The organism is Microbacterium sp. p3-SID336 (assembly GCF_025143365.1).
In the GTDB taxonomy this organism is placed as follows: domain Bacteria; phylum Actinomycetota; class Actinomycetes; order Actinomycetales; family Microbacteriaceae; genus Microbacterium.
Map to the genome: position 1 here is coordinate 30,093 of NZ_JALXPE010000026.1, position 25,267 is coordinate 55,359.

Below are 25,267 nucleotides of genomic sequence, written 5' to 3' on the forward strand. Positions count from 1 at the left end.
GGTTCCTTTCGGGTCAGACGGGAGAGAGTTCGGGAGCGGTCACAGGGTAGAGGCTGCTCGTGCCTGGTCCGGTGACGATGCGGATGTGGCCGGAGAGCCGCGCGTCGAGCTCGCGGTCCCCGGTGTCGACGAGCAGGGGCTGACCGTGCAGGTCGATCAGCTTCTGCTCCGGGGCCACCACGAGCAGCGGGTCATCACCGAGTGCGCGCAGCACCGCGGCCGAGAGCTGCTGGTTGCCGCGGCCGAGCAGGAAGCCCTGGCCGCCGATCACCGTGACGACGGCCTGCGCGGGGCCCTGGTCGAGCTGGGCGCGCAGCTCCGCCTCGCTGGCGCCGCGGAGCAGCAGCCGTCCGTCGCGCACGACGTCCACACCCAGCGGCGTGCCCTCTACGCCCAGCTGCCGCGCGATCTCGGCCGTGGTGCCGCCGGGGCCGAGCAGGTAGCGGACGCCCGGGCGCATGCGGGCGACGGCTCCGCGGGCGGCGGCCTCGACCGCCGCGGCCTCGGTCACCGGTGTGGGGGCTTTGCGCGCCTGCGTGCGCCCCGCGTGGACGGGCACCCGGAGCAGTCCGTACAGCGTCGGCTCGACCCTGGCTCTGCGCAGCGCGGCCTCGTCGACGTCGAGCACCTCGCGCTCCGCCGTCGGCAGCGGCCCCCGGTCGGCCCACTCCGCCGCGACAGCCCCGGCCGCGCGCGGGCTCACCGCGAACACGGGCGAGTACATCTTCACGCCCGCGGGGACGCCGAGCACGGCCGGCGGGGGTGGCGTCGGTGCGCGTTCACAACTCAGGAGAACCGGTGCAGTTCGCCGCAGATCCAGCGCTTCCACCACAGAGCCCGTGTACTTCTCCTGAGTTGTGAACGTGGAGGTCGCGAGCCCGAGCCCCGCGACCGCGTCGCGCAGGGTGCCGTCGCCGCCCACCACCAGGATCAGCGTGGCCCCTGCCGCCGCCAGGGCCGCGACCGCGCGGGACGTGTCGGCCGCCTCGGTCGGCGCTGGGGCGGACGGGGCAGGGGCAGCGGGGGCGGGGGCGGCCGGCGCGGGCGCGGGGGCGGGGGTGTACACGACCCGGGGCTCGAGTCCGGCGACGCGCACCGCGTCGGCCCCGAGGGCCCCGGCGGCGGTCAGCACCTCCAGCCCGGGGTGCTGTGCGGCCAGGGTCGTCAACGCCAGGATGGCCCGCTGCGGCGCGCGCGGGACACCGCCGCGCGCGACGGCGAGGCGCTGCACCTCCGGCCCGTCGGAGCCGGCGAGACCCGCGGGGCCGCCGACTCCGGCGACCGGGTTGACGACCAGTCCGATCACGACGCGACGGCCTCCGCGGCGCCGAAGTACTTGCGGCGGTAGGCGCGCCAGGTGATGGCCCAGCGCTCGGGGTCGTCCAGGTCGTCGTGGTGCGTGTGGTGCACAGTCTGGTTGTGCGGGGCCGTGCGCACGATCTCCGGGGTTTCCCTGGCCTCGCGGGCGACCTCGGCGAGCGTGGCCGCGTATTCGTCCAGCTCGGCCATCGAGTAGGACTCCGTCGGCTCCAGCGTGAACGGCTGCGGCACCACGTACGGGTGGTGGCTCGTCCAGTAGTGCATGCCGAAGTCGGACATCCGGACGCCGATCTCCTCCGACGAGACCCCCGTGTCCTGGTACAGCTCCTCCCAGGAGTAGCGGACCTGCTCGATGCGGCGGCGACCCGTGGCATAGGGCGCCGAGGCGCCGGGGATCGCGAGGACCTTCGCCATCAGGTAGTTGTTGTTGAGCACCGCGGTCTCCGCGGCCGCGAGCAGCCCCTCCGCACCCAGGGCCATGATCCAGGAGTAGGCCTTCACGAGCGCGGGGATCACGCCGAAGAACGGGGCGACCGCGCCGATGGACTGCTCCCCCGCCTCCGCGACCCCGAAGGCGCCGTCGTCCTGGCGTACTACGCGGGGTCCGGGAAGGAACGGGGCCAGAGCCGCGCTCACGGCGTTCGCTCCGGAGCCGGGTCCGCCGCAGCCGTGGGGCGTGCCGAAGGTCTTGTGCAGGTTGAAGTGGCACACGTCGAAGCCGGCGTCGCGGGCCCGGGTGATGCCGAGGATGCCGTTCGCGTTGGCCTGATCGTACGAGGCGAGCGCGCCCACCGCGTGCGCGGCGTCGACCCACTCGCGGATCGCGGGGTTGTAGATGCCCGTGTCCTCGGGGTTCGTGACCATGATCGCGGCGGTGCGCGGGGACAGCGCGGCTTTGAGCGCGTCGAGCGAGGGGTAGCCGTCGGCGTCCGGGTAGACCGTGATGACCTCGTAGCCCGCGGCCTTCGCGGCCGCCGCATTCGACGGGTGGCTGAAGATCGTGGTGATGACCTCGCGGCGCTGCTCGGCCTCACCGTTGGCCTCGTGGTACGCACGGATCATGGCGATGTTCGCCCAGATCGCCGCGGAGCCGCCCTGGGTGTGCAGCGAGACCTCGTCCATGCCGGAGATCTCGGCGAGCATGCGCTCCAGCTGCCAGACGATCTCCAGCACACCCTGCGCGTCGGCCGGGTCCTGGTGCGGGTGCATGGCGGTGAGCTGCGGGGTGCCCGCGAGCTGGTCGTTGATCTTGGGGGCGTACTTCATGGTGCAGGTGCCCTGGCCGATGTCGACGTTGAAGTCGGCGCCGAGGTTCTCCTGCGACAGGCGGAGGTAGTGCTTGAGCACGCGCATCTGCCCCATCTCCGGGAGCGCGGGCGGGGTCGGGCGACGGAGCGACGCGGGCAGGTCGGCGACCACGTCGCCCACCTGGGCGCGCACACCGGGCTCGACGGCGGAGACCAGCACGCCGCGCTCGCCGGGGGTGGACAGCTCGAAGATGATCGGCTCGTCCCAGCGGGCCTGCTGGAAGCGCCGGAGCGCGGGCTTGGGGGCGACGGGGAGGCTCATCGGTTCTGCTCCTCTGCGAGCTCGGGGGTCACGACCGCGGCGAGCGCGGAGGCGAGTCGGTCGATGTCGGTCTGGGAGGTGAGCTCGGTGACGCAGACGAGCAGGCGGTGCTCGCCCACCACGACCCCGGGCTCGATGCCCTCGGCGCGGAGCGCCGTCACGACCTCCGCCGCGGGGAGCGGCAGCGTGACGGTGAACTCGCGCAGGTGCACGGCGGTGTCATCGAGCGCGACGCCGGGCACCGCGGCGAGGGCCTGCTGCGCGTAGCGGGTGCGGGCGAGCAGCACCTCCCCCAGCTCGGCCATCCCGGCGGGGCCCATGAGCGCGAGGTAGACGCCCGCGGCGATGCCCCACAGGGCGGCGGCGGTGCCGACCCACTCCTTCCCCTCCTCGCGGTGCGCGAAGGACGTGCGGTCGTAGGCCACGTCGCCGAAGCCGTACTCCCCCTCCACGTCGGTGGTCGCGAGGCCGAACAGGCGCGACGGCATCTCCATCACGAACGCCGGGTCGTCGTGCACGGCGATGAAGCCGCCGTGGGCTCCGCCGAACCACTGGTGCAGCCCGAGGGACTGGATGTCGCCCGTGACGATGTCGGCTCCGGCGAGCGCGGGCGGTGCGAGCACGCCGTAGCCGATGGGGTCGGTGCCCACCACGAGCACCGCGCCCGCGGCATGGGCGGCGTCGGCGAGGTCCTGCAGGGCGGCCTCGACCGCTCCGGTGGCGCTGGGCGTCTCCACCCAGACCGCGGCCACGTCGTCGCCGAGTGCGGCGCGGACGGCTGCCACGTCGGCGGTGCCGTCCGCGGCGCGCACGTGCTCCAGCTCGAGGTGCGCCCTGACGTAGTCGCGCACCTTGGAGAACTTCGCGGGAAGGACGTCGCTGACGACGAGCACCCGCGGGCGGCCGGTCATCCGGCCGGCCATGGCGAGCCCGGTCGCGGTGGCCTGGTAGCCGTCGTAGGTCGGCACGTTCACCACGTCCATGGCGAGCAGCTCCGCCATCAGCGACTGGTACTGGAACAGGGCCTGGAAGCGGCCGTGGTCCTCGTAGGGCTCCCCGGCGTAGGCGGTGAGGAACTCGCTGCGCCCGATGACCTCGTCGACCACGGCGGGCACGTAGTGGTTGTAGACACCCGCGCCGAGGAAGCTCAGCCGTTCCTGCGTCGAGCGGTTCCTGGCGAGCAGGCCGCGCACGTGACGCGCCAGGTCCTGCTCCGCGACGAGCGGGGCGGGCAGGTCGAGCGGGCGGCCAAGGCGCAGGTCGGCCGGCACGTCGGCGTAGAACTCGTCGACCGAGGCGGCCCCGACGGCCGCGAGCATCGCGGCGCGCGACTCCGGCGCGGTGTTGGGGATGTACGGATGCACGAACGGGGCGGTCATGCGTCCTCCTTCACGGGGATCGGGGTGGCGGTGGGGATGGTCTCGGAGCGCGGGGCGGCGAGCACGGCGACGCCGTAGCGGCCGAGGTCGATGCGGTCGCGGTGGGTCGTGCCGGTGAGCAGGTCGACGGCGGGTGCCGGGATCTCGAAGGCGACAGGGGTGCGTCCGTGGTTGAGGTAGAACGTGTAGTCGGTGGTGTCGTCGGCGCGGGTGACCACCTCCACGTCGAGGTCGATGCGGTCGCGCGCGGGGAGCCCTGCCGTGCGCAGCACGTCCCGGAAGAGCGGCAGCAACCCGTCGTGGTCGATCATGGCGCTCACGTACCAGGCCGCACCGCGGCCGAGCGGGCGCCGGGTGATCGCGGGCAGGCCGTCGAGCTCGCCACCGGCGTACACGCCGCGCACCTCCACGTCGGCGTCGGCCTCGATCCACTCGCTCCAGCTGGGCACGGTCAGCGTCTCGTCGGCGTACGCGATCCGCTCGGTGAGGCCGTCGGCGAGCGGCCACTGCTCGTCCACCTCGATGCCGAGCAGCCGCCGCAGGGGTCCCGGTGCGCCGCCGTCGTGCACCTTCTCGGTGGCGTCGACGACGCCGGAGAACGGTCCGACCACGACGTGCCCGCCGCGCTCGACGAAGGCCGTGAGGGCTGCGGCGTGCTCCGGTTCCGCGATGTAGAGGTTCGGCGCCACGATCACGTCGTAGCCGTCGAAGGGGCCGGCGGCGCGCACCGCGTCGACGGGCTGCCCGAGCGCATACAGCGCCCGGTGCCAGGCGCGGGCCTGCTGCGCCCACTGCAGCCGCTGGGAGGGCAGCGACTCCGCGGCGCTCGATCCCCACCAGGAGTCCCAGTCGACCACGAGCCCGACGCGCGAGCGCACGCGGGTGCCGCGCACGGGTTCGAGCTTGCGCAGCTCCCACCCGAGGGCCTTGGTCTCCTGGAAGCTGCGCGACCGCTCGCCGCGGTGGCCGAGCATCGAGGAGTGGAACTTCTCCTGCCCGTACTTCGCCTGACGCCACTGGAAGAACATGACGGCGTCGGACCCGTGCGCCACGGCCTGCAGGCTCTCCACGCGGATCTTGCCGGGGGCCTTCGGCACGTTCACGTCGCGCCAGCTGGTGGCGCTCGCGGAGGACTCCAGCAGCAGCCACGGCTGCCCGCCCTTGAGCGCGCGCATGAGGCCGTAGTTGAGGGCGGCGCCCACGTGCGAGGTGGGGTCGGCGGGGTCGGGGTAGGCGTCGTCGGTCACCACGTCCTCGACCGCGGCGAAGTCCCAGTAGTCCAGGTCGCGGAACATGCTCATGAAGTTCGTGGTCACCGCGATGTCGGGCGTGACCTCGCGCAGCACGTCGATCTCCAGCTGGAACAGCTCCAGCAGCGCGTCGGAGGAGAAGCGCTCGAAGTCGAGCAGCTTGGTGGGGTTGACCGGTCCGGGGGCGCGTTTGGGCGTCTCGATGTGGTCCCACGACGTGTAGCGCTGACCCCAGACGTTCACGCCCCAGGCTTCGTTGAGCCCGTCGAGGTCGCCGTAGCGCTCCTGCAGCCAGCGCCGGAAGTGGCGGGCCGACTCGGGGCACCAGCACCGCGAGGTGTGGTCGCCGTACTCGTTGGAGATGTGCCACATCGCGAGTCCGGGGTGGTCGCCGTAGCGCTCGGCCATGGCCCGCGCCATGCGCGCGACGTTCTCGCGCCAGATCGGCGAGGAGGGGCAGTAGGTCTGCCGGGAGCCGAACTCGAGCCGGTGCCCGTCGGCATCCCACGGGGCCATCTCCGGGTGGGCGCGCAGCAGCCAGGAGGGCGGGGTGGCGGTCGCGGTGGCGAGGTCGATCGCGATGCCCGCGTCCCAGAGCAGGTCGATGATCCTGTCGAGCCAGCCCCAGTCGTAGACGCCGGGCTCCGGCTCGAGCTGCGGCCAGCTGAAGATCGGCAGGCTCACCATGTTCACGCCCGCTTCGCGCATCAGGCGGATGTCCTCGTGCCACGTCTGCTCCGACCACTGGTCGGGGTTGTAGTCCCCGCCGAAGGCGAGTGCGTCCAGGCGCACGCGACGGATCGGCTGGTCGGCGCGGGGTGCGGGCACGGGTGCTCCTCTCTGAGGCACGGCCGGGGAGCGGCACTCTGGTGCATTTCCCCGTTCAGCTGTATTCTGTATACACACACTAGGTCGCTGGTCAGGATGGCGTCAAGCCATAGGCTGACGGGCAGGCGTCAGAAGGGGAAGGCATGGCGATCGAACGCAAGAACCTGCGCTCGCAGGTGCGCGAGGAACTGCTGACCCGCATGCGCGCCGGGCTGGTGCAGCCGGGCGAGGGCATCAACGAGGTGCAGCTCGCCACCGAGCTCGGGGTCAGTCGCACTCCGCTCCGGGAGGCGCTCATCGCCCTGGAGTCCGAGGGGCAGATCGAGAGCGAGAACGGCAAGGGCTTCCGCTTCGTGCCGCTGAGCGCTTCCGAGTTCCGCGACCTCGCGCCCGTCATGGCGGCACTGGAGAGCCTGGCACTCGAGCTCAGTCCGCCAGAGGAGCTGCGGGCGATCGGCGCCCGGCTGAAGGACATGGCCGACGCGTTCGCCGACGAGCTGGTCGAGCATCAGCTCGTCATCACGAAGGACGACGAGTGGCACAGCCTCATGCTGTCCGCCTGCCCCAACACCCGGCTGCTCGCGGTGATCGAGAGCGTGCGCAGCTCCTTCCACCGCTACGAGTCCCTGCTCGTCCCGGAGGACGTGAAGGTCGAGCGCGTCGCCGCCGAGCACGCCGAGATCGCCAGGCACCTGGCCGAGGGCGACGTGCCCGGCGCGATCGAGGCGCTCAAGCTCAACTGGACCAACGGCATGCAGCGCATCCTCGACAGCGCCACCAGCAGCTACTTCACCGCCTGACCCGCGCCCCCGCACGGCTCAGGCCGACAGGGTCACGGCGAGGTCGACGAAGAGCGCGGCCGACCAGCCGAAGGCCGTCGTGGCCGTGCGGGCCTTCTGCCCCGTGCGCGGGTGGAAGTACTCGTGCGGACCGCCGCCGTGGATCACGAGCGCCACGGTCTGCTCGCGCAGCTGCCGTGCGCGCTCGGGGTCGCCCGAGGCCTCCAGCCCCTCCGCGACCAGGGCGGCCGTGTTGATCCACACCGGCCCGCGCCACATCCGCTCCTCGGAGAAGTCGGGGTCGGACGCGGCCACGGTCGGCAGCCCCCAGGGCAGCGCGAACCGCTCCGTGTCGTCCACCGCGGCACGCAGTGCGGCGGCGATCGGCTCCGGCAGGGTGCCGGTGAGCAGCGGCATGAGGCCGACGACGGTGTCGCTGCGCAGCGTCTCTCCCCCGCCGAAGGCGAGGAAGCGTTCGGCGTCCGCATCCCACATCCGCAGCAGGAGCTCCTGGGTCGCGGCAGCACGGGCGTGGAAGCGCGACACGTCGGCATCCGGCTCGTAGCGGGAGAGGAGGGCGGCGAGCTCGCGGTCCTGGCGCACGAGATACGCGCCGAGGTCGGGTGCCGCGGTCGGCAGCGGCCCGTCGAAGATGGGGCTGTCGTCGAGCCCGGACGAGTACGGGTGGCCGTACTCGGGCATGCCGTCGCCGTCGAGGTCGCTGTCGGCGAACCACCAGTCCTGCGAGCGGATCACGGTCGCGAGCTGCCGGCGGACCCACTCCGGGGCGTCCTCCGCGTCGAGCACCTTCCGCAGCGCCCAGGCGGCGAGCGGCGGCTTCGTCAGGGGCACGGGTGCGGCGGGGTCGGCGATCTGCGACCCCGCGCGGCGCAGGTTCGCCCTGTCGCTCTCCGGGAGGTCGTCGCTCGTCGCGAGCACCCCCTCCTCGTGCACGACGTCGGGCAGCTGCCCGTTCGGCTGGGGGAAGCGGAACGCGATGTCGAGCTGCTCGCGCGCCAGGGCGGGGTCGCCGTGACGCAGACCGACCGCGATGAAGTACGCGTCCCACTGCCACAGCCCGACGTAGCCGATCTTCGACGGCACGATCGCCCGCGCGTCTCCGAGCGAGGGCAGCTCGACGATGTTCGCCCCGAGCACCCACCAGCAGAACGCGGTCATCTCCTGCAGATCGTCCCGCACACGCGGGCAGCGGGCGAACCAGTCCCGCCACACCTCCGTGGTCGCCGCGAGCGCCTCGGCGTGTTCGCCGGGCTCGACCGTGACGGAGCGGTCGGCGCCGATGTGCAGGCGGAGGCCAGGGCCGAGCGCGTGCTCCTCGATCCGCCCGTCCGGGTGCGTGAGCCGCACCCGCAGGCCGGGGTGTCCACCGAGGCTCAGCGTCGCAGGATCGGCGAACGTGAGCGTGGCACGCACCTCCGGTTCCTCAGCCGGCGCAGCGAGAGGAGGGCCCCCGAACGCGATCCGCTCGGGCCGCACGTCCGCCACGGGAAGCACGGCCCCGTCCGGGTCGAGCACCTCCACGAGGTCGAGCACCCGGCAGTCCGACAGCCTCCGCTCGTACTCCGAGGTGTGCACGCGCACGCCGTCGCCCTCGCGGAAGACGAGCACGCGCGAGCGGGGCAGCGTGAACGGGGCGGTCACGAGGTCGAGGTGCCGGCCGGCGAGCCCCGCGAGATCGAGGGCGTCCGTCATCATCGGCCTCCGAGGCCGGAGGCGGCCATGCTGTTGAGGATCTTCCGCTGTCCGATCACGAACACGATCAGCATCGGCACGGTGGCGATCGCCGACGCGGCCATCACGAGCCCGTAGTTGATCGAGCCGAACTGCCCCTGGAACGAGGTCAGCAGCAGCGGCACCGTGAAGAGGTCGGGGGTGTTCAGCAGCACGAGCGGGAAGAGGAACGCGTTCCACACCCCGAGCGCGGTGATGATGCTGAGCGCGGCGAGCCCGGGCTTGAGGTTGGGCAGCACGATGCTCCAGAAGATGCGCCAGCGGCCGGCGCCGTCCACCAGCGCCGCCTCCTCCAGCTCCCGCGGCAAGGCCAGCACGAACTGGCGCATCAGGAACACGGCGAAGGGGTTGGCGATCATCCCCGGCACGATCAGGGCGAGGTGGGAGTCCACCCACCCGATCTGCGACATCAGCAGGTAGAACGGGATCAGGGTGACCTGCGCCGGGATCATCTGCGTCGCGAGGAACACGATGAACAGCACCTTGCTGCCGCGAAAGCGGATACGCGCGAACGCGTAGCCCGCCATCGACGCTGTGAGCAGCGTGCCCACCACGACGAGCACGGCGATGTAGGCGCTGTTGAGATACGCCTGTCCGAACGGCACCGCGTTCCAGGCGTCGGCGTAGTTCTGCACCGTCCACGGGTTCGGCAGGAACTCGAGCGGGTTCTTCAGCAGCTGCGGCAGCGTCTTGAACGACGTCAGCAGCATCCACACGAAGGGGAACACCATCGAGATGCCGGCGATCGTGAGCACGATGTGCAGCGCGGTCGCGCCGAGGCGTCGGCGGGCGCGGTCGGCGCCGGGTCCACCGCGCCCTCGACGCCGGTAGCCCGGTGCGGTGATCGCGATCGTGGAGTCCGTCGCCGGGGCGTGCGGCTCGGCCAGGGAGGGGGTCTGCAGGGTCATGCCGGGTCATCCTCGTAGTGGACGAACTTCTTCTGCGCGCCGAACTGGATCGCCGTGATCACGAGCGTGAGCACGAGCAGGATGATGCTGGCGGCACTGGACGGACCGAACTCGAACCGCCCGAAGCCGAGATCGAAGATGTGGTACACGATCGTGCGGGTGGCGTTGTCCGGCCCGCCGCCGGAGACGAGCACATAGACCGTGTCGAACGTCTGCAGCGAGGAGATGAACGCGATCACCGAGGAGAAGAACACGATCGGTGACAGCAGCGGAAGGCGGATGGACGTGAACAGCCGCCAGGCGCCGGCACCGTCGATGCGGGCGGCCTCGATGACCGCGGGCGAGATGTTCTGCAGCCCGGCCAGGAAGATCACCACGTTCAGGCCCATCGACGACCAGATCGTGACGATGCACACCGCGAGCAGCGCGAGCTTCGGGTCCTGCAGCCAGTCCGGCGGCGTGATGCCGAACACCTCGGCGATCGTGGTGGACAGCAGTCCGTCGGCGCGGAACATCTGCTGCCAGATCATGGCGACCGCGACGGTCGAGGTCACCACGGGTGCGAAGAACAGGATCAGGTAGAGCGTGCGGGTCTTCAGCTTCTCCAGCGCCACCGCGACGACGACGGCGAGAGCCAGGCCGATCGGCACCGTGATCAGGGCGATCAGAAGCGTGTTGAGGATCGCCCTGCCGAGCAGGGGGTCGGTCAGCTGCTCGGCGAAGTTCGCGAAGCCGACCCACTCGAGGTCGCTCAGGCCGTCCCATTCGGCGAAGGCGAGCACGAGGCTCGCCGTGAACGGCAGGAGCACGAAGACTGCCATGCCGAGCAGCTGCGGCGCGACGAAGACGTAGCCCCAGCGGCGGTCGCGGCGCCGCCATGCGGCCTCTCGGCGCAGGGGCGGAGCGGATGCCGCAGGGTCGACCTGCGGCATCCGCCCGTTCTCGGTGAGAGTGGTCACCGGCCTACTTCTCCGACCGTTCCGCGACCACCTCGGCGATCGTGTCGAGCGTCGTCTGCGCGTCGACCTTGCCCTCGTAGAGCTTCTGGAACTCCTCCGCGATGGCGACGGGAAGCCCGGGGATGCGGGCCTCGGCGGGGTAGTCCTCGAAGCCGATGTCGCGCATGTCGAGGAACGTCTGGGCGTGTGCGGGGTAATCGCCCTCGAGCACGACCTCGTCGGCGCCCTTGATCGACGGCACCGCGTTGCCGCCGCCCTCCAGGCGGAACGTCTGCCCCTCGGCCGAGAGGAACTCGGTCCAGAACGTGAACGCCGCGTCCTTGACCTTGGTCTTGCCGTTGATGGCGAGGAACGAGGTGGCGACGCCGGTGGGCGCCTCTTCGCCGTCCGGGGTGGGCCAGCGCACGATGTCGTAGCTGTCCTGCTCGCCCGCGGCGCTGACCGTGCCGATCGTGTAGCGGCCCTGCACGAAGAAGCCGGCCTTGTGCGTCACGAACACGCTGTCGGCCCCGGCGCCGTCCGGGAGGGTGTCGGCGACGACGAAGGTGCCGTCCTGGAACAGCTCGCCGAACTGCTGCATGGCCTCGACGGTGTCGGCGTCCTCGTTCGCGACGAACGCGCCCTTGTCGTCGTAGGGCGCGTCGAGTCCCTGCGACGAGAGCCAGCTCCAGTGCGTGGCCCAGTAGTTCCAGTACATGGTGCCGGTGAGCCCCGCGTCGTTAAGGGCGGCGTTCATCTCCAGGAACTTGTCGGTGGTCCACTCACCGTTCTCGGCGAGGGTCGCCGGGTCCTCGGTGATGCCGGCCGCGGCGAGCGCCTGCTTGTCGTACCAGAACACGTCCGGGTTGGAGTCGTTGGGGGCGGCGTAGACCTCGCCGTCCTTCTCGGCGGCGCCGAACAGCCCGGGGAAGAAATCGTCGTAGGCGGTCTTGCTGTCCTTCGAGTCCATCAGCTCGCGCAGGGGCATGAGCCGCTTCGAGTCGACGAACTGTCCGATCATGTCGTCGCCGACGTAGAACACGTCGGGGGCGGTGTTGCTGGTGAGCTGGGCGAGCAGCTTGGAGTGGTAGTCGCCGTACCCGGCGACGGGCTGGAGCTTGACGGTGATGTCGGGGTGACGCTCCATGAACTCCTTGTTGAACTCCTCGTAGCGCGTCAGCTCCTCCGGCGTGCCCCAAGTGGACCAGACGACCGTGGACTTCCCGTCGGCGTCGACACCGCCGCCGCCACCGCCGCCGCTGCATGCGGCGAGTCCGAGTGCGAGCGCTCCGACGGCGCCCAATGCCAGATACCGTGTCGCAGAGCCACGTGCCATCTCGCTACCTCTTTCGTCATTGAAGATCGGGTCGGGATCGCCCCGTGGGGCTCACCAGTATTCTGTATACAGAACGCAATCCTGTCAAGATCGAGACGCGAGCGCGCGGCTTGGCGGCCATCGGGCCCCGACCGCGCGCCGACTCGCAGGAGCTCGGACCCCCGCACACGCGAACGAGCGCCCGGCCTCGCGAGAGAGGCCGGGCGCTCGGGACGCTCCGCGATCAGTGCCCGGCGGTGCCGACCACCACGAACTCGTTCGGCACCACATCGAGCGCCGTCTCGGCGACGATCTCCCCCGAATGCAGGTCGACCGCGACCATGCGACTCTTCGCCGGTTCGGTCACGTAGGCGATGTCACCGACGACGCGCAGCCCGGGATGCGGCTCCTGCCACTCGGTCGGGCTCTCCCACGCATCGATGACGCTCCAGGAGTCCTGCACCTCCCCCTGCTCGTCGAGCACCGTCAGGGAACCGTCGGCCCCCAGCACGACGACGTCGTCGTGCGCGCTGCGCCCCACCCCGCGCCAGGTGTATTCGACCCCCTCGGGAAGATCGATCACCGAAAGCTCCCGCGAGGCGGTGTCGATCCGCACGAGCTGAGACAGGAAGTAGCCCTCCTGGTCGGGGTCCGTCTTGTAGTCGCCGAACGCGATCGCGCTCGTGTCGGACACATACGCGTTGCCGGTGCGGCCGAAAGCGTCGGGAGCCACGAGCTTGGTGAAGGCGCCATCCGCGAAGAGCAGCACACCGTCCTCGCAACCGAACACCACGGCCTCCCCCTTCAGCGCGCCCTCGCCGTGCACGTTCGGGCACTCCTCGCTCCGCGTCAGCTCTGTGCCGTCCGCCGCCAGGTGCCGCACCCCGCTGCGCGACTCGGCGGTGCCGAGTGTCGTCAGCACGGAGCCGTCGGAGAGTTCGAGCGCGACGCCGTGGTGCGCGGCCTCCGAGGTCACCGTGTCGACCGCCGGGAGCGTGCCGGTGCCGATCGCGTCGGTGTCGAAGATCCGCACCCCACCGGTGCCGTCGTCGAACAGCGCCGTACGACCGGCATGCGGCGTGGCGTGGCCGGCTGCCACCGCGTCGAAGACCTCGCCGGTGAAGGCGACGGCGCCGGAGGCGAGCCCGGTGTCGAGCACATGGAAGCCGTCCTCCGCGGTCACGAACACGTGGCCATCGTGGTCTCCCGCGCCGTTCACGCGCAGGAACCCGTCGAGTTCGGCGTCCCCGATCGGCGCGAGCGTGTCCCCGTCGAGCACGAGGATGCCGCCGTCGTAGGTGAGGGCGACGCGGGTGTCGGCCGGATGCTGCTCTCCCGCGGGGGCAGTCGTGTTCGCGGTGGAAGCGCTGCCGGCACATCCGGCGAGCGCCACGGCGGCGAGGGCGCCGAGTGCACCGATCGCGAGGCGGCTGCGGGTTCGGGTCATGGTTCTTCTCTCTTTCTGGGGGGATGCGCGGATGCGCGGTGACGACCGCGGTCGTCGCGGACTGGGGTCAGCCGACCAGCTGGACGAATCGCGGATCCAGCTCGTCGAACGTGCGGATGGTGCGACCGTCGTCGACGTCGATCTCGTGCACGGCACCCGCCGCGGGATCGGTGACGTAGGCATGGGTGGCGTCGATCAGCAGGTGGATGCGGTCGCGCAGCGCGGGGTCGGCGACCGCATCCGCCAGCACGGGCTCGCTGCGGGCGAGCACCTCGCCGTCGGGCGCCAGCACACGGACGCGCCCCTCGACGTCGATGACGACCGTGCGGCTGTCGTCATCGCCGAGCGCGGCCGCGCGCACGAGCGGGGTCTGGGAGGGCAGAGCCGTCCAGGCGCGCTGGCGCACGTCGAGCAGCCAGGCCGTCCCGTCCACGGCGACCCCCGCGAGGTCAGGGCGGTCCGTGCGCCCGCTCAGGCGGCCCGGCATCGTGGAACCGGGCGGCGCGAGGATGCTCTCGCCGACGACTGTCCCACCCACTGCGCGCGTGAACAGCACGGCACCGTCGCGGCAGGCGTACACCGCGCCGACCCGGGTCATGTCGGCATCGAGCGCTGCGACGTCGGGGCCGGCGGCGGCGGCGAGGCCGGAGGTGAGGGCGGAGGTGAGGGCGGGATCGGGGGTGAGACCGGCGGCGTCCGCGACGGGAGCACTGGCATCGGCTGCGACGGGATCGGTGAGAGCGTCGGCGTCCGCGACCGGAGCACCGGCATCGGCTGCGACGGGATCGGTGAGAGCGTCGGCGTCCGCGACCGGAGCACCGGCATCGGCTGCGACGGGATCGGTGAGAGCACCCCCGGATTCGGCGATTCCGGCGGTGCAGAGCAGAGCGGTGGTCGAGTCGGGCACCCCGTCTGCGTCCACGACCCGGATCGTGCCGTCGGCGGTCGGCACGAGCAGATGGTCGGCGAACGGCAAGACCGGCCCGGCGTGGGGAAGGTCGAGGCGCGGCGCTCGATCGACGCCGTCCCCGAGTTCATCGTGGACGAGCACCACGACCTCTCCGTCGTCGAGACCGAGTGCCGTCCGCTGCCCTGCAGAACCCGCGTGCGTGGCGCCCGCACCCGCCAGGGTGCCGAGCAGTCGAGGCTCTCCGCGGAAGGAGTGGGTGTGGTCGCCGTGCGGGACGGTCCACCGGGCGGTGTCGATCACCTCGACGGCGGCGGCGGCTCCCGAACCGCGAGTGCGGAAGACGAGGCGCCCGTCCCCGGTCACTGCCGTGACGTCGGCCTCGGCCGCCGCGAGAGTCCGGCGCTCCTCGGTGTCGAGATCGAGAAGGGTCGCCTCGCCGTGTTCGTCGGCGATCACGAGCGCGCGGGCCGGTGAGGCCACCTCGACGGCTCCGGCCGCCCCGACCCCGTGATCATCGGCCGCGGGGGTTCCGGAGGACACGGCCGACGGCACCGGCGCGCAGGCCGAGGCGGCGAGCGCGACGGCGAGCGCGGAGGGGAGCAGGGCAGCACGGCGGAGCAGCGAGAGGTTCATGTTCCTGCCACCTTATTGATAACGATTCTCAATCTCAAGCGCGCCGACAACGTCCCTCGCCCGGCGTAGGGTCGCAGCATGAGCAGCGCAGAGCACTTCCCCCGTTATGGCGTCGTCCCCTCGTACCTGCTCGCGCGGCTGGCCGCCTCCGGGCGGTTCCCCAAGGCGGCCGCAGCCGCCCGCCAGACGCTCACAGCGGGCCGTCCGCCGTTCCGCGCCCGCATCGACCTCTCCATCGACGCCAACGGCGACCTCGTCGCCCAGCTCTCTGACGCCCCGAACCGCACGATCAGCGATGCCGGCAACACCCAGCAGCTGCCGGGAGCGGTCGTCCGCACGGAAGACGACGACCCGGTGCACGACACGGCGGTCAATCAGGCCTTCGACGGCCTCGGCGCCACGTTCGAGATGCTGCTGGCGGCGTTCGGCCGCAACTCCCTCGACGATGCCGGCGCGCCGCTCGACGCCACGGTCCACTACGGCGTCGACTACGACAACGCCTTCTGGGACGGCGAGCGCATGGTGTTCGGCGACGGCGACGGCGAGGTGTTCCAGAGGTTCACCGGCTCCCTCACCGTGATCGGGCACGAGCTCGCCCACGGGGTCGTGCAGCACACCGCCGACCTGGAGTACCAGGGGCAGCCCGGTGCGCTGAACGAGTCGATCGCCGATGTGCTCGGCGCCCTCACCGAGCAGTACGCGCTCGGGCAGACCGCCGACCGTGCGAGCTGGCTCATCGGGGCGGAGATCTTCACCGACGCGGTCGAGGGCTCCGCGCTGCGCTCCATGATCGCGCCGGGCACCGCCTACGACGACGACGAGCTCGGGAAGGACCCGCAGCCCGACCACATGAGCGGCTTCGTCCGGACGACGGAGGACAACGGCGGGGTGCACATCAACTCCGGCATCCCCAACCGCGCGTTCGCCCTCTTCGCCCGCGACCTCGGCGGCAACGCGTGGGAGCGCGCGGGCACGGTCTGGTACCGGGCGCTCACCGGCGGGCTGTCCCGCACCGCCACGTTCACGCAGTTCGCCGACGCCACGCTCGCGGCGGCGGCAACGGTGGACGCCGAGACCGAGGCGGCGGCTCGACGCGCGTGGACCGCCGTGGGAGTCTATGAGGGTGACCGACTCCCCTCCACCGACTGACGCGCGAGTGGTGATCGCGGTGGTCCGCTCGGGCGGCATCGCCGGGATCCGTCGCCAGTGGCGCGTGGAGGCCGAGCAGCCCGATGCCGACGAGTGGATCGACCTGATCGACCGCTGCCCGTGGGATGCCGAGCCCGATGAGAGCCGCGGCGCCGACCGCTTCGTCTGGAGCATCCGCGCGCGCACCCCCTCCGAGCGGCGGGAGCGGGAACTGCCCGACTCCGCGATCGACGGCCCCTGGCGCACCCTCGTCGACGCCGTACGGCAGGCATCGCGCTGAGCCCCCTCCCCGACGCGTGAGTGCGCGCCCTGGAGCAGCACCCACGCCGCAGATCCAGCCCCGCGTCGCGCGTCCCCGCCACATCTCCGCGACATCGACGCGACAGTGCGACCTCGACGCGACTCCGCGACATCGACGCGACTCCGCGACCTCGACGCGACAGTGCGACCTCGACGCGACTCCGCGACCTCGACGAGCACGGGTGCACGGTCGCAGATACGGCCCCGCGTCGCACGCACCCGACTCATGCGTGCGACCCCGACGCAACAGTGCGACCTCGATCAGCACGCGCCCCAGAGAATCCGGTGGAATCGGACGCAGACGGCGGCGCGGGGGTCATGATGGAGGGCATGGGACTCTTCCAGCAGCGACCCGAAGAAGAAGAGAAGCAGTGGGCTCTGCCTTCGGAGCCGCTCGAGCGCTCGGAGGCGGAGCAGCTCGACACCGCCCCCGCCGTCGACCCGCTCACGCTCGGCCTGGGCGCGGATGCGCCTTCTTCGGTCAGTTCGATCGTGTTCCCGGTCGCCCCGCCCGCGCCCGAGGCCGAGAGCACGGAGAACGGCGAGCCCGAGGACTGACACCGCTCCCGCCTCGCCCGGCCGCGTCCTCCCTCACCGATACGGTGGAAGGATGACCATCACCGCCGCCGCAGACGGCTCCGCCCTGGGCAACCCCGGCCCGAACGGCTGGGCCTGGTACATCGACGACGCCAACTGGGCGGCCGGCGGCTCCCCCCACGGCACGAACAATCAGGGCGAGCTGCGGGCGGTGCTCGAACTGCTGCGCGCGACGGCCGGCACCGACGAGAAGCTGCTGATCGAGTGCGACAGCCGGTACGTCATCGACTCCGTCACGAAGTGGATGCCGGGGTGGAAGCGCCGCGGCTGGCGGAAGTCCGACGGCGGCGCCGTGCTCAACCGCGACCTGCTGGAGGGCATCGACGAGGCGATCCGTGGCCGTGATGTCGAGTTCTCGTGGGTGAAGGGGCACGCCGGACACCCGCTGAACGAGGCGGCCGACGAGCGCGCGAATGCCGCCGCCAAGGCCTACCAGCAGGGACAGGAACCGCGCCGTGGCCCGGGCTTCACCCTCGCGACCGACGCCGGTGCCGCGGTCGCCGCCTCCGCCGCCGTCGCCGCCGGAGCCACGAAAGCCGGAGCAGCGAGCGCCGGAGCCACGAACGCCGCGAGCACCGGAGCATCCGCATCCGCCACCGCACCGACCACCGCAGGCGGCGCACCATCGACGCCGGCCGCCGCCCCTCGCACCGCACCGACGTCCACCGCCCCGGCGCCCGCTGCCGCCGCCGCGACGTCGGCAACCGCCGACTCCCCGTATGCGCTGCCGCTGTGGGCCGAGCCGTCGGACCTGCTCGACGGACTCGACGCCGCGCAGGACGACCCGATCGTGCTGCAGCTGCCACTCTCGGCCGACGAGCACGCGCGCCTGCGGGACCGTGCCGAGGCCCAGGGCGTCACGCTCGAAGAGGCTCTTCGCCGCCTGATCTGACGGACGATCGCCCGCCGACGGCCGTCGTACGAGCCTGGATGCGCGTGCGCGCGGTTCGGCTCCGTAGACTCGGCGGATGGCGAAAGGGACGGTGACGCAGCGGTGAAGCCCCGCACCGTCTTCGGTCTGCTCCGCCTCGGCGCGGCCGCGATCTGCCTCATCGCCCTCATCCACCGACTGAGCTGGGGGCTCGCGTCGAACACGATCGCGAGCCAGAACTTCTTCGCCTACCTCACCAATCAGTCGAACATCGCCTTCGTCGTGCTGCTGACCATCGCAGGGGTCCTGGCACTGCGTCGCGCCCGCGACCCGCGCTGGCTCACCGTGGCGCTGGCGCTCGTGCTGACCTGGACGATCACGGCGGGCCTCGTCTTCGCGATCCTCGTCTGGCAGGCGGGCGTGCGCGGCATCCGCATCGATGTGCCGTGGTCGGATCAGGTGCTGCACTTCTATCTTCCGGCGGTCACGGTCGCGGCGTGGGCCCTGGCGCCGGGGCATCGCTCGGTGCCCTGGCGCGTGGTGCCGCTGACGCTCGTATACCCCGTGTTGTGGGGGATCGCGACGTTGATCCGCGGCCCGCTGATCGGCTGGTATCCGTACTACTTCCTCGACCCCCGACAGGTGAGCGGGCCGCCGGAGTTCCTCGTGTCGTGCGCGATCGCGCTCGCGTCCTTCGCGGTGGTCGCGACCGCCCTGGTGCTCATCAGCCGGATGCCGCAGCCCCGGGCGCTGCGGGACTCCGACTCCCGGGATCCTGAGCCGGGCGACCCGCCCGATGCGAACCGCGCGCGAGACAGCGAGGAGGGCGAGCTGGTCTCGGCGAACGCGGGTCAGAGGTAGAGCGCGAGGGACTCCAGCGCCGCATCGAGCGCCGCGTCCTCGTCGAGCTCCGCGAAGTCCGCCGCGGCGGAGCCGCCCACGATGCCCACGAGCACGTTCTCCCCGGTCGCGGGGCGGAGGTTGATCCAGGTGGGGATCAGCGCATCGGAGCCGACGGCGTGCCACACGGCTTCCTCGTTGTCCCAGAACGCCTCGTCCCACCGCAGCCACACGGTCTCGATCGCGCCCATGCCGAGCGCGGAGATCGCGCCGCGGTTGCCGAAGGGCAGCGGCGGGTCGAACTCGATGCTGCGATCCTGCAGCACACCCAGGGGCACGGTCACCACGACCCGGTCGAACGACAGCGCCTCGCCCGTGCCCAGTCGCACGCTCACTCCGGAGTCGTCGTAGGCGAGTCGCGCGACGGGCGAGTTCAGCCCCACCTGCACCCCGTCGAGCGCGTGCTCCACGAACGGGACGAGACTGTCGCGCGTGGCCTTCGGGTCGCCCGTGGGCAGGGGCGGCGCGAACCAGCTGGAGAGCGCGGTGGCGTCGGCGCCCGTGCGAGCGGCGAGGATCTGCAGCAGCGCGGCGATGCCGGGGTCTGCGGGGTCGACGCCCGCGACGGTCAGCGCGTCGGTGACCGAGGTGTCTTCGGGGGCGGCCTGTGCGGCGGCGAGCGCTGCCGTGACGGGCTGCGGGTCGACGGGGTCGATGTCTCCGTCGGGGGTCTGCCACAGCTCACCGGCCAGGTCGACGATGCCGACGTCGCCACTGCTCAGCCGGTCGAGCACCTCCGCGTCGTCCGCGCCGAACAGCCATGCGCCGAGCTGCACCGGCAGCGGCCAGGAGTCGTCCGTCACGGATTGCACGCGGCCGCCGACGCGGTCGCGCGCCTCGAACACGGTGACCTGCATGCCGCGGTCGGCGAGCAGCGCGGCCGCCGTGGCGCCGGCCAGGCCCGCACCGACCACGGCGATCCGCTCGCCCGAGCCGGCGGGATCCATCAGCTCCTGCACGACACGCTCTCCCGAGGCGATGGCCCCGCGGACGGTGCCTGCGGCCTCCTCGGCCGTGGCCTCTCCGGCGAAGAACACCCGGTCGTCGACGGGCCGGGCGAGGGCGGAGCGGGTCTCGGCGAGCACCCCCACGGGCATGAAGCTCGCGGCGCCCAGTGAGAACGGGTCCGTGGTCCAGGTGCTGCGGATGCTCGCGGCCGGAGCGGGCACCCCGGGCGGCGGCTCGGGTTCACGGGTGCGCGTGGCGGTGGGCGTCGGCTCGGGCTCTGGAGTGCAGGAGGCCAGAAGCACCGAGACGGCACCGGCTCCGGCGCCGAGGAGCAGGGTGCGGCGCGTGATCCTCATGGTGTCGCCACTTTATCCCGGTTCCCGCGCCCGAGCCTCGGCGGACCTCGTTCACAACTCCTCAGATCCGTCCCTTCGCCTGCGCAAACCGGCCGGATCCGCGGGGATCCGGCCGGTTTCTGAGGAGTTGTGAACGCCGTCCCGCTCAGACGGAGAGCAGCTCCCGCTCCAGTCGGGCGAAGGACGCCTCCATGCCGTCGGCCATGCCGGTGGCGAGGATCATGTCGCGCGTCTCCTTGTCGGGGTACTCGATGAGCACCGTGACGAGGGTGGCGCCGTCCTCTTCATACAGGCTGAGGTCGTTGACGGTCTCGGTGGGCATCCCCTGCATGCGCTCGGTGGTGACCGCGCGGCGCGGGGCGTCGATCAGCAGCGCCTCGCCCTCGAAGCCGAACGGCTCGCCGGGGGTGTCGCCGACGGGCGCCCAGGAGTTGCGGTACGACTGGCCGACCTCGGTCGCCGCGACGCATTCCGTCATCTCCCAGCCGTCAGGGCCGAGCATCCACCGGCGGATCAGCTCGGGCTCGAAGTGCGCGCGCCAGACCAGCTCGCGCGGCCCCTCCACGAGCCGGGTGATGCGTACGTGCGTGTCGTCGAGCAGCTCGACCCGCGTGCCCTTGCCCTGCGCGTACTCGCGGAGGTCCTGCAGCACGGCGTCGAGCTGCGCCATGGCCATCCTGATGCCCTCGACCTGGCCCATCTCGACGACCTGTTCGAGCGCGTCGACGGACTCGAAGTGACTCGTGGTCACCATGCGGGTGCCCTGATCGGTCGGCTCGAAGGTGAAGGACATGCGCTGCGTGGGGAAGCCGTCGAGCGGAGTGCCGCTCTCGTCGGCGAACGCGTCGAGCACCTCGAAGCGGCGCGGCTCGTCGATCGCGAGGAACTCCCAGGTGCCGGTCGACTTCTCGCCCCGCGGCCCGTTCATCGTGTAGACGGCGCGGCCGCCGACGGTGTGGTCCCAGGCGGTGAAGGTCGCAGGCCATCCGGGAGGACCCCAGAAGCGCTCGAGCTGGCGCGGGTCGCTGTACGCGTCCCACACCCGCTCGACGGGGGCCGCGAAGTCGGCTGTGACGGTCATGGTGAGGGTGTCGGCATCGGTGGTGACGTCGGTGACGGGCATGTCAGTCTCCTTGTTCGGTTCGTGCAGTGTCGGTGCTGTCGTTGTCGGGGCGGCCGGCGGGCGCTTCGGCCAGCAGGTCGTCGAGCCGGGCGATGCGCGATCGCCACAGCTCTTCGTAGCGGGCGAGGAGCGCCCTGGCGCGGGCGATCATCTCGGGGTTCGCGCGGACGAGCCGCTCGCGTCCCTCGGCGCGCTTGACGATGAGGTTCGCAGCCTCCAGCACGGCGACGTGCTTCTGGACCGCGGCGAACGACATCTCGTATTCGGAGGCGAGGGCCGAGACGGACTGCTCCCGCTCGATCGTCCGGCGCAGGATGTCGCGCCGGGTCGACGTCGCCAGTGCGTGGAACACACGGTCGACCTCCGCTTCGCTCAGTTCTGTTCGTGTAACCATTTGGTTGTACGTTATGCCTGCTCGTGGGGTGTGTCAAGAGGTGGTTGTCGAAAAGCGCACGCCCCGTTCGTGGTGTAGGTATTCGGGCGCTCCGGCCCTCACCTCGAAAGGCGGCACCGTGCATACTGATCCGATGATGGCCCTGCTGCTGCATGACGTGGCGACGCAGCAGGGGACGGCCGCGTGGGAGCGCCGAGCCGCCCTCGCCGAACGCCGCCCCGCACCCCGCTCCACGAACCCGCGGCGAGGGGCGCTTCTCGATGCGCCCCGGGGGATTCTCGCCGGGCTGTCGAATCCGCGGTCCGCCGTTCGTGGACATCAGGAAGGCCGGGAACACCCCGGCGCGGAAGGGATGCATGACATGACGATCCGCGATCAGCAGGAGCGGACGACGAGGTCCGCGGCGCGCTCCCTCCGACGCCCGGCGGCGGAGGCGTCGTGAGCCCCACCGACGCGCGTGCGGCCGCGCCGATCATCGCGCGCACGCACCGCGAGGAATGGACGCGCATCGTCGCCGGACTGGCCCGCCGCTTCGGAGACCTCGATCTGGCGGAGGAGATGGCCGCCGAGGCCTTCGCTGCGGCCGTCGAGCTCTGGCCGACGCAGGGCGTGCCTCCGAACCCGGCCGGATGGGTGACGACGACCGCGAGCCGACGCGCGATCGACCGGCTGCGCCGCGAGGCCCGCCGCGACGAGAAGCACCGGGAGGCGATCATGCTGCACGACATGGAACCACCCGCGTCCACAGGCGCCGTGGACGACGACCGACTGCGCCTGCTCTTCATCTGCTGCCACCCGATCCTGCCGCGGGAGGCCCGAGTTGCTCTCACGCTGCGGATCGTGGGCGGCCTCACGGTCGCCGAGATCGCGCACGCGTTCCTGGTGGCGGAGACCACGATGGGCCAGCGCATCACCCGCGCGAAGGCGAAGATCAAGGCGGCGCGCATCCCCTTCTCACTCCCCCGCGCGGAGGACCTGCCCGACCGGATCGACGCCGTGCTCTCCGTGCTCTTCCTCGTGTTCAACGAGGGCTACCTGGCCTCGGGCGCCGACACGGCCCCGCTCCGGAGCGCGCTGAGCGCGGAGGCGATCCGGCTCACCCGGCTCGCTCACGAGCTGCTTCCCGACCATGCCGACGCGACCGGGCTGCTCGCCCTGATGCTCCTCACGGATGCGCGCGCCGCGGCACGCCTGTCGCCCGATGGTGAACTCGTGCGCCTGGACCAGCAGGACAGATCCGTGTGGGATCGCGCCGCCATCACGGAAGGGTCGCAGCTCCTGCACTCGCGCGCCGCGGACCTGGACGGCGACGACGCCCGCCCCGGGCGGTACCTGCTGCTCGCCGCGATCAACGCCGTGCACGTGACTGCGCGAGACCCGCGCGACACCGATTGGGGCCGGATCGTCTCGCTCTACACGCGGCTCGAACGGATCGATCCGAGCCCCGTCGTCACCCTGAACAAGGCGATCGCGGTCTCCGAGTTCGACTCCCCTCAGGTCGCCCTCGCGATGGTCGAGCCCCTCACGGGGTCGCTCGACGGCCACCACGCCTTCCACGTTGCGCGCGCCGAGCTGCTGCGGGCGCTCGGCCGAACTGCCGAAGCCCGCTCCGCCTACGATCGCGCGATCGAGCTCGCCGGCAACACCGCCGAGACCGCACACCTCATCCGCCGCCGCCACCACCTCACCACACAGAACGGAGAATGATCATGAGCAGCACCTACCTCGTCATCCACATGTCCGACGCCACCGGCACCCCGCTGGAGCGGGCCGAGGACCAGGAGATCCTGGAGCGCTGGGCGACCGAGGGCGACGCCGCCGGGCGCCTCGGAGATGGCGGCCCCGTCGCCGGGCCCGAACAGGCGAAATCCGTGGCGGTCCGCGACGGGAAGACGATCGTCACCGACGGCCCCTTCCCCGAGTTCAAGGAGTGGTTCGCGGGCTACGACCTGATCACCGCCGACTCGATCGACGAGGCCGCGGCGTTCATGGCGAAGCACCCCGTCGCGATCTCCGGCCGCATCTACGTCCTGCCCATGGTGAAGCTCCCCTGGGACGAGGACTGATCGCCGTCGGCTCCCGGAGACACTCTTGCGCTCAGGCTAGTGCAACTTTAGAGTTGCACTAGCCTGAGCGCGCGTCGCGCAGCGACACACACTTCCGGAGGTCAGTCATGGGACGCATCGTCGTCGTGAACTTCAGCAGCATCGACGGCGTCATCCAGTCGCCGCTGTCACCCGACGAGGACACCGATGGAGGGTTCGACCGCGGAGGCTGGGTCCCGCCCCTCAGCGACGACGTCGTCGACGACGTCATGCAGGACGCCACGGTTCGTGCGGCCGCGATGCTGCTGGGGCGCCGCTCCTACGAGATCCTTCGCGATGCCTGGGCCAACGCCGATGAGTCCGTCCCCGCCATCGCCGCCATGAACCGGATGCCGAAGTACGTGGTGACCTCCTCGCCCCTCGGTTCGCCGTGGCAGAACTCCCATGTGATCGACGGAGACCTGCCACGAGCGGTCCGCGACGTCGTGGCGCGCACCGACGGCGACGTCGCCGTCTTCGGCTCCGGGACTCTCGTCCGAGGTCTCGCCGCGCACGACCTCGTCGACGAGTACCGCATCCTCACCTTCCCGCTCGTCCTCGGCGCGGGGAAGCGGATGTTCGACGGCGAGAGCAGCCTGGCGCGATTCCGCCTCAGCACCAGCGTCGCCACTCCCGGCGGCGTCGTGATCAGCACCTACACGCGCCACCCGATTCCATTCAGCTGAATCCACCTCCGATATTCCGGCGTAGGCTGGAAGGTGAGGACGGACCGTCCGAGAAGATCTCCCGGCACCGCGCCCGCCCGGAAGTGGAGTCTCTCGTGGCTCAGTACGACGTCTCGAACCGCTCGGCGATCGTGACGGGAGCAGGCAGCGGCATCGGCCGCTCGGTCGCACTGCTGCTGGCGCAGAACGGCGCCGCCGTGGTCGTCAACGACTTGAACGCCGAGAACGCACAGGCCGTGGTCGACGAGATCCGCGCCGCCGGCGGGACCGCTGAGGCGTCCGTCGGCGATGCGACCGATCCCGCGTGGATCGCCTCCTCGGTCGAGCTGGCGAACTCCCTCGCCCCGCTGCGCATCGGCGTGAACAACGCCGGCATCGGCGGCGCCACCGCGCCGACGGCCGACTACGAGGAGGACGCCTGGGACAAGGTCATCGCGATCAACCTCAACGCGGTGTTCCGCAACATGAAGGCGCAGATCCCGTCGATCCTCGCGAACGGCGGCGGCTCCGTGGTCAACATCGCCTCGATCCTCGGCAGCGTCGGGTTCGCCGGCTCCCCCGCCTATGTCACCGCCAAGCACGGCGTGGTCGGGATGACCAAGACCGCAGCGCTCGAGTACTCGGCGCAGGGCGTGCGCGTGAACTCGGTCGGCCCCGGCTTCATCGACACTCCGCTGCTGGCGAGCATGGACGACGCGGCGAAGGAGTTCCTCGTCTCGAAGCACCCGATCGGGCGTCTCGGTCAGGCCGACGAGGTGGCGAACCTGGTGGTGTTCCTCGCCAGCGACGCGGCGAGCTTCATCACCGGCAGCTACCACCTGGTGGACGGCG

The 25,267-nt window shown here is 71.4% G+C and carries 23 protein-coding genes; 10 read left to right on the forward strand and 13 right to left on the reverse strand.

Going from position 1 to position 25,267, the window contains the following annotated elements; all coding sequences use genetic code 11:
- Positions 1-13: 13 nt before the first annotated feature.
- Genes M3C17_RS09480 through M3C17_RS09495 form a run of 4 tightly spaced genes read right to left on the reverse strand, consistent with a single transcriptional unit; the run spans position 14 to position 6,346 of the window.
- Positions 14-1,306 (reverse strand): ATP-NAD kinase family protein, encoded by a 1,293-nt coding sequence (locus M3C17_RS09480; protein ID WP_259977436.1) that lies wholly within the window; start codon positions 1,304-1,306, stop codon positions 14-16.
- Positions 1,303-2,889, reverse strand: a complete 1,587-nt coding sequence (gene gcvPB, locus M3C17_RS09485; protein WP_259977437.1) for an aminomethyl-transferring glycine dehydrogenase subunit GcvPB — start codon at positions 2,887-2,889, stop codon at positions 1,303-1,305. The genes M3C17_RS09480 and gcvPB overlap by 4 nt, the downstream gene beginning before the upstream one ends.
- Positions 2,886-4,268: an aminomethyl-transferring glycine dehydrogenase subunit GcvPA gene (gcvPA, locus tag M3C17_RS09490; protein WP_259977438.1), complete on the reverse strand. Its 1,383-nt coding sequence runs from the start codon at positions 4,266-4,268 to the stop codon at positions 2,886-2,888. The genes gcvPB and gcvPA overlap by 4 nt, the downstream gene beginning before the upstream one ends.
- Positions 4,265-6,346 carry a beta-galactosidase gene (locus tag M3C17_RS09495; protein ID WP_259977439.1) on the reverse strand — a complete coding sequence of 694 codons (2,082 nt, stop codon included), beginning with the start codon at positions 6,344-6,346 and terminating at the stop codon, positions 4,265-4,267. Before M3C17_RS09495 ends, gcvPA begins: the two co-directional genes overlap by 4 nt.
- 143 nt (positions 6,347-6,489) lie before the next feature.
- Between M3C17_RS09495 and M3C17_RS09500 the strand changes: the two genes are divergently transcribed.
- Positions 6,490-7,146, forward strand: a complete 657-nt coding sequence (locus M3C17_RS09500) for a GntR family transcriptional regulator (protein ID WP_259977440.1) — start codon at positions 6,490-6,492, stop codon at positions 7,144-7,146.
- Positions 7,147-7,164: 18 nt separating this feature from the next.
- Here the strand turns inward: M3C17_RS09500 and M3C17_RS09505 are convergent, their stop codons facing one another.
- The 6 genes from M3C17_RS09505 to M3C17_RS09530 form a co-directional block, all read right to left on the reverse strand.
- On the reverse strand, positions 7,165-8,841 hold the full coding sequence (locus M3C17_RS09505) for an amylo-alpha-1,6-glucosidase (protein ID WP_259977441.1): 1,677 nt from the start codon (positions 8,839-8,841) through the stop codon (positions 7,165-7,167).
- A complete protein-coding gene (locus M3C17_RS09510) occupies positions 8,838-9,785 on the reverse strand; it encodes a carbohydrate ABC transporter permease (protein WP_259977442.1) in 948 nt (315 codons plus the stop codon). Before M3C17_RS09510 ends, M3C17_RS09505 begins: the two co-directional genes overlap by 4 nt.
- Positions 9,782-10,744, reverse strand: coding sequence for a carbohydrate ABC transporter permease (locus tag M3C17_RS09515; RefSeq protein WP_259977443.1), 963 nt, complete (start codon positions 10,742-10,744; stop codon positions 9,782-9,784). Before M3C17_RS09515 ends, M3C17_RS09510 begins: the two co-directional genes overlap by 4 nt.
- A gap of 4 nt (positions 10,745-10,748) precedes the next feature.
- Positions 10,749-12,059 carry a sugar ABC transporter substrate-binding protein gene (locus M3C17_RS09520; protein ID WP_259977444.1) on the reverse strand — a complete coding sequence of 437 codons (1,311 nt, stop codon included), beginning with the start codon at positions 12,057-12,059 and terminating at the stop codon, positions 10,749-10,751.
- 223 nt (positions 12,060-12,282) lie between these two features.
- A complete protein-coding gene (locus M3C17_RS09525) occupies positions 12,283-13,485 on the reverse strand; it encodes a hypothetical protein (RefSeq protein ID WP_259977445.1) in 1,203 nt (400 codons plus the stop codon).
- A 67-nt stretch (positions 13,486-13,552) separates the two neighbouring features.
- On the reverse strand, positions 13,553-15,028 hold the full coding sequence (locus tag M3C17_RS09530; protein ID WP_259977446.1) for a hypothetical protein: 1,476 nt from the start codon (positions 15,026-15,028) through the stop codon (positions 13,553-13,555).
- Between the two features lie 78 nt (positions 15,029-15,106).
- On the opposite strand from M3C17_RS09530, the gene M3C17_RS09535 reads away from it, so the two are divergent.
- The 5 genes from M3C17_RS09535 (at position 15,107) to M3C17_RS09555 (ending at position 18,806) form a co-directional block, all read left to right on the forward strand.
- Positions 15,107-16,177 carry a M4 family metallopeptidase gene (locus M3C17_RS09535; protein WP_259977447.1) on the forward strand — a complete coding sequence of 357 codons (1,071 nt, stop codon included), beginning with the start codon at positions 15,107-15,109 and terminating at the stop codon, positions 16,175-16,177.
- Complete coding sequence (locus tag M3C17_RS09540; protein ID WP_259977448.1) at positions 16,152-16,457, forward strand: protealysin inhibitor emfourin; 306 nt, start codon at positions 16,152-16,154, stop codon at positions 16,455-16,457. Before M3C17_RS09535 ends, M3C17_RS09540 begins: the two co-directional genes overlap by 26 nt.
- A gap of 305 nt (positions 16,458-16,762) precedes the next feature.
- The gene (locus M3C17_RS09545) at positions 16,763-17,035 is read left to right on the forward strand and encodes a hypothetical protein (RefSeq protein ID WP_259977449.1); all 273 of its coding nucleotides are present in this window, start codon (positions 16,763-16,765) and stop codon (positions 17,033-17,035) included.
- A 52-nt stretch (positions 17,036-17,087) separates the two neighbouring features.
- Positions 17,088-17,966, forward strand: coding sequence for a ribonuclease H (locus tag M3C17_RS09550; protein WP_259977450.1), 879 nt, complete (start codon positions 17,088-17,090; stop codon positions 17,964-17,966).
- Between the two features lie 102 nt (positions 17,967-18,068).
- Positions 18,069-18,806, forward strand: a complete 738-nt coding sequence (locus tag M3C17_RS09555; RefSeq protein ID WP_259977451.1) for a Pr6Pr family membrane protein — start codon at positions 18,069-18,071, stop codon at positions 18,804-18,806.
- Here the strand turns inward: M3C17_RS09555 and M3C17_RS09560 are convergent.
- The 3 genes from M3C17_RS09560 to M3C17_RS09570 all read right to left on the reverse strand — a co-directional run bounded on the left by M3C17_RS09560 (position 18,797) and on the right by M3C17_RS09570 (position 21,666).
- Positions 18,797-20,149, reverse strand: coding sequence for an FAD-dependent oxidoreductase (locus M3C17_RS09560; RefSeq protein WP_259977452.1), 1,353 nt, complete (start codon positions 20,147-20,149; stop codon positions 18,797-18,799). The two genes, M3C17_RS09555 and M3C17_RS09560, sit on opposite strands and share 10 nt — an antisense overlap.
- A 145-nt stretch (positions 20,150-20,294) precedes the next feature.
- Positions 20,295-21,272: an SRPBCC family protein gene (locus tag M3C17_RS09565; RefSeq protein WP_259977453.1), complete on the reverse strand. Its 978-nt coding sequence runs from the start codon at positions 21,270-21,272 to the stop codon at positions 20,295-20,297.
- Between the two features lies 1 nt (position 21,273).
- The gene (locus tag M3C17_RS09570) at positions 21,274-21,666 is read right to left on the reverse strand and encodes a helix-turn-helix transcriptional regulator (protein WP_259977454.1); all 393 of its coding nucleotides are present in this window, start codon (positions 21,664-21,666) and stop codon (positions 21,274-21,276) included.
- A 438-nt stretch (positions 21,667-22,104) separates the two neighbouring features.
- Here M3C17_RS09570 and M3C17_RS09575 point away from each other — a divergent pair, with 438 nt between their 5' ends.
- The 4 genes from M3C17_RS09575 to M3C17_RS09590 all read left to right on the forward strand — a co-directional run.
- Positions 22,105-23,373, forward strand: coding sequence for an RNA polymerase sigma factor (locus M3C17_RS09575; protein ID WP_259977455.1), 1,269 nt, complete (start codon positions 22,105-22,107; stop codon positions 23,371-23,373).
- Between the two features lie 2 nt (positions 23,374-23,375).
- Positions 23,376-23,732, forward strand: a complete 357-nt coding sequence (locus tag M3C17_RS09580) for a YciI family protein (RefSeq protein WP_259977457.1) — start codon at positions 23,376-23,378, stop codon at positions 23,730-23,732.
- 107 nt (positions 23,733-23,839) lie between these two features.
- On the forward strand, positions 23,840-24,436 hold the full coding sequence (locus M3C17_RS09585) for a dihydrofolate reductase family protein (protein WP_259977458.1): 597 nt from the start codon (positions 23,840-23,842) through the stop codon (positions 24,434-24,436).
- A gap of 95 nt (positions 24,437-24,531) precedes the next feature.
- Positions 24,532-25,267, forward strand: a 736-nt coding sequence (locus M3C17_RS09590) for an SDR family NAD(P)-dependent oxidoreductase (protein WP_259977459.1), incomplete at its 3' end; no start/stop codon positions are given.